Here is a 9116-nt window from a genome sequence, read left to right as displayed (position 1 = left end):
ATGCCGCACACCACGCTCAACCAAATGACGAGCAACCAGAGCACCCAAACCACCCGTACCACCAGTGACCAGAACCGTGCCCTCCGGATCCAGCCCCACCGGCACCGACCCGGACTCCGCCGAGACCCGCACCAACCGCGGCACCAACACCACACCCGACCGAACCGCTACCTCCGGCTCACCCGAGGCCACCACCACCGACAACACCGACTCACCCGAACCATCACCATCAACCAACACGATCCGGCCCGGGTTCTCCGCCTGCGCCGCACGCACCAACCCCCACACCGGCGCCACACCAAGATCAACCCGCTCATCAGGGCCCACCGCCACCGCACCCCGCGTCACCACCACCAACCGAGAACCCTGCTCCTCGGCCAAAAACTCACGTAGCCGCCGCAACACCGACGCCGCCGACGCCCGAATCGCCGCCGGCACATCCGCACCCGAAGCAGGAACCCGCAACACGACCCACTCCGACGACTCAACGCCACCACCGACGGCCGACGACGGCGACCACTCCGTGCGGAACAACGCGTCGTTTCCGACCCGGAGCTGATCGGCGGAAGCGGGCCGGGACACCAGGGACTCCACGCTCAGCACCGGCGCGCCGGTGACGTCGGTGGCGAACACCGAGACCTCGCGGTCGCCGGGCCGGGTGAAGTGGACCCGCAGCGACGCCGCGCCTGCCGAGTGCAGGGTGACGCCGGTCCAGGTGAACGGCAGGACGGTCTGGTCGGCGGTGCCCCGGTCGCGGTCGTCCAGCAGCGGCGCGTGCATGGCGGCGTCCAGCAGGGCGGGGTGCAGCCCGAACCGCGCCGCGCTGGCGGGCACCGTCTCCGGCAGCTCGACCTCGGCGTAGACGTCGGTGCCGCGCCGCCACACCGCGCGCAGGCCGCGGAAGGCGGGTCCGTAGGCGTAGCCGCGGTCGAGCAGGAACTGGTAGGCGTCCTCGATGCCGACGGCGGTGGCGCCCGGCGGCGGCCATTCCGCCGGTGCGGTCGCCGGGGGTTCCGCCGCGGGCCCGAGCTTTCCCGTGGCATGCGCCGTCCAGGTGCCGCCCACGTCGTCCGCGCCGCGGGTGTGGATGCGGATGTCCCGGACGCCCAGTTCGTCCGGCCCGCCGACGGTCACCCGCAGGTGCAGGGCGCCGCGGTCGGGTAGCACGAGGGGGGCGCCCAGCGTCAGTTCCCGGACGGCGGGGCAGTCGATCTCGTGCCCCGCCTGCAGGGCCAGTTCGAGCAGGCCGCTGCCGGGCATCAGCACTGTGCCGAGCACGTCGTGATCGGCGAGCCACGGTTGGGTGGCCACCGACAGGCGGCCGGTGATCGTCACCCCCGCCGCGTCGGGAGTCGAGACGAGCGCGCTGAGCAGCGGGTGGTGGATCGTGGTGAGACCGGCGGCCGCGACGTCACCGGCAGCCAGCTCGGCCGCGGGCCAGTAGCGGTCGCGCTGGAACGCGTAGGTCGGCAGCGCGACATGCGGCGCGGATCCGAGCAGTTCCCGCCAGTCGACGGGGCTGCCCGCGACGTGCAGGCGGGCGAGCGCCTCGACGAACGCCTGCGCCTCGTCGCGGTCCTTGCGGGCGGTGGGGATCGCATCGGTCAGGCCGCTGAGGACCCCGTCGGGGCCGATCTCCACCAGGATGTCCGCACCGGCGGCGGCGACGTTGTCGGCAAACCGAACAGCCTGCCGGACGTGCTCGACCCAGTAACCGGGGTCGGTCGGGTCACCGCTGATAGCCAGCGCGATGCTCGGCTGCCGATAGGTCAGGCCCTCAGCCACCTGCCGGAAGTCCTCCAGCATCGGCTCCATCAACGGCGAATGGAACGCATGACTGACCCGCAACCGGCGCATCCGCACCCCGACCAACGCCGCCTCGACCCGGGCCACACTCTCCTCAGCCCCGGAGACCACCACCGCAGACGGGCCGTTGACGGCGGCGATCCCGCAGAACTCGTCCAGCAGCGGCACCACATCGGCCTCCGCCGCGGCGACCGCGAGCATCGCCCCACCCGCCGGCAACGCCTGCATCAACCGCGCCCGAGCGTCGACCAACGCGCACGCGTCATCCAGAGACAACACACCCGCCACATGGGCGGCCGCGATCTCCCCGATCGAATGACCCACCAACACATCCGGCTCGACACCAAACGACGTCAGCAACCGGAACAACGCGACCTCGAACGCGAACAACGCCGGCTGCGCGTTACCGGTCTCGCGCAGCTCCTCCTCCGACGAACCCCACATCACCTCCCGCACATCAAGACGTTCCAGCACCTCGTCCAGGGCGTCGGCGAACACCGGGAACTCGGCAGCCAACTCACGGCCCATACCGAGCCGCTGACTACCCTGACCCGAGAACAGGAACCCCAGCCGGCCACCGTCCCCGGACCGGCCGACCACCACACCAACGGCCTGCTCGCCCGCGGCGACGGCGCGAAGCCCTGCCACCAGCTCATCCCGCACCGAACCGACGACGACGGCACGATGCTCCAGCGCGGCACGACGACCGTGCAACGCGGCCCCGACCGCGGCGACGTCGACGTCACCGTCCACCGACGACAGAAGCTTCGCCGCCTGGGCCCGCAAGCCTTCCACGGAACGCGCGGAGATCAGCCACGGCACCACCGGCAGCGAGCGACGCCCGGCCTCGCCCGGCTCCGGCTCCCCCTGCTCGATGATCACGTGCGCGTTGGTGCCGGAGATACCGAACGAGGAGATCCCCGCCCGTCGCGGCCGACCGTCGCCGGTCCACTCCCGCGGCTCGACCAACAACTCGACCGCACCGGCCGACCAGTCCACGTGCCGCGACGGCTCATCGACGTGCAGCGTCTTCGGGACGACCCCGTGCCGCATCGCCATGACCATCTTGATCACACCGGCGACACCCGCCGCGGCCTGCGTGTGCCCGAGGTTCGACTTGACCGAGCCCAACAACAGGGGCCGTTCCCGGTCCTGGCCGTAGGCCGCGATCAACGCCTGCGCCTCGATCGGATCACCCAACGTCGTACCGGTACCGTGCGCCTCGACGACATCGACGTCTGACGTGGACAGACCAGCGTTGGCCAGCGCCTGGCGGATCACCCGCTGCTGCGACGGCCCGTTCGGGGCGGTCAACCCGTTGGACGCGCCGTCCTGGTTGACCGCGGAACCCCGTACCACCGCAAGGATCTGGTGGTTGTTGCGCCGCGCGTCGGAGAGCCGCTCCACCAGCAGCACCCCAACACCCTCGGCCCAGCCGGTACCGTCGGCCGAATCCGCGAACGCCTTGCACCGCCCGTCCGGCGAGAGACCACGCTGCCGCGAGAACTCCACGAACGTCCCCGGCGTCGCCATGACCGTCACACCGCCGGCCAACGCCAGGTCACACTCACCCGAGCGCAACGACTGCACCGCCAGGTGCAGCGCGACCAGCGACGACGAGCAGGCGGTGTCGACCGTGACAGCCGGACCCTCGAACCCGAACGAGTACGCCACCCGACCGGAAACCACGCTGCCGGAGTTGCCCGTGCCGACGAGCCCCTCGAGCTCGCCGCTCGCGTGCAGCGACCCGTAGTCGTGGTACATCAGGCCGGCGAAGACACCCGTGCGTGATCCGCGCAGCGAGGTCGGGTCGAGCCCGGCCTGTTCGGCGGCTTCCCACGAGGTCTCCAGCAGAAGCCGCTGCTGCGGATCCATCGCCAGCGCTTCCCGCGGGCTGATCCCGAAGAACCCGGCATCGAACGACGCCGCATCCCGCAGAAAACCACCATGCCTGGTGTACGAGGTACCACGGTTGTCCGGATCCGGGTCGTACAACCCGTCCAGGTCCCAGCCCCGGTCACCCGGAAACTCCGACACCGCGTCGACCCCGTCGAACACCAGCCGCCACAAATCCTCCGGGGACTCCACGCCACCCGGGTAACGGCACGCCATGCCCACGATCGCGATCGGCTCGCCACTGCCCACGGTGGCTGGAGCGACCGTGGCCGGCACGATCGCGGTGCCGGACAACTCGGCCGCCAGGTAGCCGGCAACGGCCCGTACGCTCGGATGGTCGAACGTCAGGGTGGCCGGCAACCGCAGGCCGGTGGCGGTGGCGAGCCGGTTACGCAGTTCGATGGCGGTGAGCGAGTCCAGCCCGAGGTCCTGGAACGGCTGCTCCACCGCGATGGCTTCCCCACCGGTGAAACCGAGGGTCGCGGCGACCTGCTCCCGCACCAGATCGGTGAGCAGGGCGCGGGTCTCGTCGGGGGTGCTCCCGGCGAGTTGGACGGTGTGCGGGGTCGCGGCCCGGCGGGACAGGGCGCGGACCAAGCCGCGGAGGACGGCGGGCAGGGCGTCACCGGCCGCAGCCGGCGGGCGCGGGTCGAGCCGCATCGGGACGAGAAGGGCGTGGTTCCGGGCCAGAGCCGCGTCGAACAGGGCCAGTCCCGCGTCCACCGTCAGCGGGACGACGCCGGTGCGCCACATCCGGTCGACGTGGGCTTCGGCCAGCCGTTCGGCCATGCCGCCGGTGCCCGTCCACGGTCCCCAGGCCAGCGACGTGCCAGGCAGGCCGAGGGCGCGACGGTGCTGCGCCACCGCATCCAGGAACGCGTTGCCGGCCGCGTAGTTGCCCTGGCCCGCGCCGCCGAGCACGCCGGCGGCCGAGGAGAACAGCACGAACGCCGACAGTTGCCGGTCCCGGGTCAGCTCGTGCAGATGCCAGGCGGCGTCGGCCTTGGGCCGCAGGACGGCCGTCAGCCGCTGCGGCGTGAGCCCGCCGATCGTGGAGTCGTCGAGCACACCCGCCGCGTGCACCACGGCGGTCAGCGGATGCTCGGCCGGCACCGCGTCGATCAGCGCCGCGACCTCGGAGCGGACGGCCACGTCACACTCGGCGAACGTCACGTCGGCGCCCAGGGCGGCCAGCTCGTCGCGGAGCTCGCCGGCCCCCAGACTGTGGCCGCCACGCCGGCTCACCAGCAGGAGGTGTCGGACGCCGTGCCCGGTCACCAGGTGGCGGGCAACCAGCGCCCCGAGGCCGCCGGTGCCGCCGGTGACGAGCACGGTGCCGTGCGGGTCGATCGCCGGGGGTGCGGTCTCGGCCGGGCCGGTCAGTCGTGCCAGTCGCGGGACGAGCGTGCCGTCACCGCGTACGGCGATCTGCGCTTCGCCGGCGCCGAGCGCCGCTGCGATCCCGGCCGCGGAGGCGGTGTCGTCGGTGTCGAGCAGCACCAGCTGGCCGGGGTTCTCGGTCTGCGCGACCCGCACGAGACCCCACACGGCGGCCTGCGCGGGTGTCACGTCCTCGGCCGGGGTGACGGCGACCGCGTTGCGGGTCACCACCACCAGTTTCGCCGGTTCAGTCCGGTCGGCGGCCAGCCACCGCTGGAGCAGTTCGAGGACTTCCCTAGTGGTTTCGTGCACGTCGTCATGCGCGCCGACCGGTGCGACGATCCACCCCGGGCCGGCCTCGGAAAACTCGGCACAGCGGTGGCCGGTCAGCTGCGGAAGACCGTCGCCCAGGACGGTCAGGCCGGTCTCGACGGCGCCGCCGGTAACGGTCGTCCAGTCCAGACGGAAGAGGTCGCCGGGACTGCTCGTGCCGATCTCGTCGACCTGGACCGGACGCAGCACGAGGCTGTCGATGTCGAGCACGGGCGCGCCGGTCCGGTCCGCCGCGGTGAGCCGCACGGTGCCGCGTGCGCCGCCCGGGGCGATCCGCACCCGCAGGCGGGTGGCCCCGACGGCGTGCAGCGCCACGCGGGTCCACGCGAACGGCAGGTTCACCCGCCCCGGGCCGGCGTCGTCGAGGTGGTCGCCGAACGCGATCGCCTGCAGTGCGGCGTCCAGGAGGGCAGGGTGGAGCCCGAACCGCTGGGCGTCGTCGTGGGCCGGCTCGGGCAGCACGACGTCGGCGTACACGTCGTCGCCGCACCGCCAGGCCGCGGTCAGGCCATGGAAGATCGGTCCGTAGTCGACGCCCGTACCGTCCGTCTCGGCCGCGAGCTCGGCGGCCTCGACCGCGACGGCGCCCGCCGGCGGCCACTCCACCAGTTCCGGTGCCGGCACCGGGCCGGCCCCGGCGGCGAGCACGCCCTCCGAGTGCTGGACCCAGGCCGTTTCCGGGCCGGAGTCGGGGCGGGAGTAGATTCCCACGCCGCACCGTCCGTCGGCGTCTGGAGCTGCGACCCGGACCTGAACCCGCACACCCCCGGTCTCGGGGATCACCAGGGGCGTCCGCAGAGTCAGCTCGGCCAGTTCCGGGCAGCCGGCCGTCTCGCCCGCGCGCAGCGCCATCTCCACTTGGGCCGCGCCGGGCAGCACCACGACCCCGCCGACCCGGTGATCGCCGAGCCACGCGTGCGTGGCCCGCGACAGTCGCGCCGTGCACACCACGCCACCGTCCTCGGGACCGGCCACCACCGCCGAGAGCAGCGGATGCTCGATCGCGCCGAGACCGAACGTCGACAGGTCACCGCCGGCCGGGCCGGCCTCCAGCCAGTAGCGCTCGCGCTGGAACGCATAGGTGGGCAGCTCGATCGACCCGGCCGGGGCGCCGAGATAGGAGGTCCAGTCCACGGCGACGCCCGCGACGTGCAGGCGGGCGAGCGCCTCGACGAACGCCTGCGCCTCGTCGCGGTCCTTGCGGGCGGTGGGGATCGCATCGGTCAGGCCGCTGAGGACCCCGTCGGGGCCGATCTCCACCGCGATGTCCGCACCGGCGGCGGCGACGTTGTCGGCGAAGCGAACGGCCTGCCGGACGTGCTCGACCCAGTAACCGGGGTCGGTCGGGTCACCGCTGATGGCCAGCGCGATGCTCGGCTGCCGGTAGGTCAAGCGTTCGGCGACCTGCCGGAAGTCCTCCAGCATCGGCTCCATCAACGGGGAGTGGAACGCGTGACTGACCCGCAACCGGCGCTTCCGTACCCCGACCAACGCCGCCTCGACCCGGGCCACACTGTCCTCAGCGCCGGAGACCACGACCGCCGACGGGCCGTTCACCGCCGCGATACCCACCCGCTCGTCGAGCAGCGGCAACACATCGGCCTCCGCCGCGGCGACCGCGAGCATTGCCCCACCCGCCGGCAACGCCTGCATCAACCCGGCCCGGGCGGCGATGAGCGTGCACGCGTCGTCCAGCGAGAAGACACCCGCCACATGGGCAGCGGCGATCTCCCCGATCGAATGACCCACCAGGACGTCCGGCTCGACGCCGAGCGAGGTGAGCAGCCGATAGAGGGCGACCTCGAAGGCGAACAACGCGGGCTGCGCGTTACCGGTCTCGCGCAGTGCCTCCTCGGACGAGCCCCACATCACCTCCCGCACATCGAGACGCTGCAACACCTCGTCGAGAGCATCGGAGAACACCGGGAACTCGGCAGCCAACTCACGGCCCATACCGAGCCGCTGACTACCCTGACCAGAGAACAGGAAGCCCAGCCGGCCGCCTTCACCGGCACCGGTGACGACGCCGGTCCTCTGCTCCCCCGCCGCCACGGCCTCCAGCCCGGCCAGCAACTCCTCCCGCCGTGTTCCAACGACCACGGCGCGGTGGTCCAGCAGCGCCCGCGAACCGTGCAGGGCGGCCGCCACCGCGACCGGGTCGGCCTCCGCGGACGCGAGGTGCGCGGCCAGCCTCGCCGCCTGGTCCCGCAGGGCGGCGGGGGTACGGGCGGACACCAGCCACGGCACCACCGGGACGCCGACGGGCTCGGCTTCGGTCGGCTCCGGGGTGACCTGCTCGACGATGACGTGGGCGTTGGTGCCGGAGATGCCGAACGACGACACCGCGGCCCGGCGGGGGTGGTCGCCCCCGGCCCAGTCGCGCGCCTCGGTCAGCAGTGCCATCGTGCCCGCCGACCAGTCCACGTGCGGCGACGGCTCGTCGACGTGCAGCGTCTTCGGCAGAACGCCGTGCCGCATAGCCATGACCATCTTGATCACGCCGGCCACGCCCGCCGCGGCCTGGGTGTGCCCGATGTTGGACTTCACCGAGCCGAGCCACAACGGCTCGCCGCCGGCACGGTCCGCGCCGTACGTGGCGATCAACGCCTGCGCCTCGATCGGGTCACCCAGGGTGGTGCCGGTGCCGTGCGCCTCGACGACGTCCACGTCCGGGGCCGACAGGCCCGCGTTGGCCAGCGCCTGGCGGATCACGCGCTGCTGGGACGGGCCGTTCGGGGCGGTCAGCCCGTTGGACGCGCCGTCCTGGTTGATCGCGCTGCCCCGGACCACGGCGAGGACGGGATGTCCGTTGCGGCGGGCGTCCGACAGCCGTTCGACGAGAAGCACGCCGGCGCCCTCGCCCCAGCCGGTCCCGTCGGCGGCGGCCGCGAACGACTTGCAGCGCCCGTCCGGCGAGAGGCCGCGTTGGCGGGAGAACTCGACGAAGGTGTTCGGCGTGGCCATCACCGTGGCACCGCCGGCAAGTGCCAAATCGCACTCGCCGGTCCGCAGCGCCTGCACCGCCATGTGCAGGGCGACCAGCGACGACGAGCACGCGGTGTCAACCGTGACGGCGGGACCCTCGAAGCCGAACGAGTAGGACACCCGGCCCGAGGCGATGCTGCCCGAGCTGCCGGTGCCGACCATGCCCTCCAGGTCGCCGGGCACCCGGCCGCGCGACCCGTAGTCGTGGTACATCACCCCGGCGAACACCGCGGTGCGGCTGCCCCGCAGGCCCGCCGGGTCGATGCCGGCCCGCTCCATGGCCTGCCAGGACGTCTCCAGCAGCAACCGCTGCTGTGGGTCGATCGCGAGCGCCTCGCGCGGGGAGATCCCGAAGAAGCCGGGGTCGAACTCGCCGGCGTCGTGCAGGAACCCACCCTCCCGGGCGTACGAGGTGCCGCGGGTGGCGGGGTCCGGGTCGTACAGCCGCTCCAGGTCCCACCCGCGATCCGCCGGGAACCCGGTGATCGCGTCGACCTCGTCCGCGACCAGTCGCCACAGGTCCTCGGGCGACTCGACCCCGCCGGGGTATCGGCAGGCCATCCCCACGATCGCGATCGGTTCCCGGGCCGCGCTGGTAAGCAGCCGGTTCTGGTTCCGGAGGCGCTCGGCCTCCTTCAGCGCGGCCCGGAGGGCCTCGACCAGTTTCGGATCGCTCGCTGCCATGTCCGTCTCGCTCCTCGCGATCTCGGGGTTGA

The 9116-nt window shown here is 72.6% G+C and carries 1 protein-coding gene; it reads right to left on the bottom strand.

The window, feature by feature from the left end:
* On the bottom strand, positions 1-9084 hold a 9084-nt coding region (locus AB0K10_RS22800; RefSeq protein WP_363686464.1), incomplete at its 3' end, for an SDR family NAD(P)-dependent oxidoreductase.
* Positions 9085-9116 lie beyond the last annotated feature (32 nt).

Origin of the sequence: Micromonospora sp. NPDC049274, from assembly GCF_040678875.1 — a bacterium.
Classification (GTDB): Bacteria; Actinomycetota; Actinomycetes; order Mycobacteriales; family Micromonosporaceae; genus Micromonospora.
Note: the sequence above shows the minus strand (reverse complement) of the source record. Positions and strands in the feature narration are given on the sequence as shown.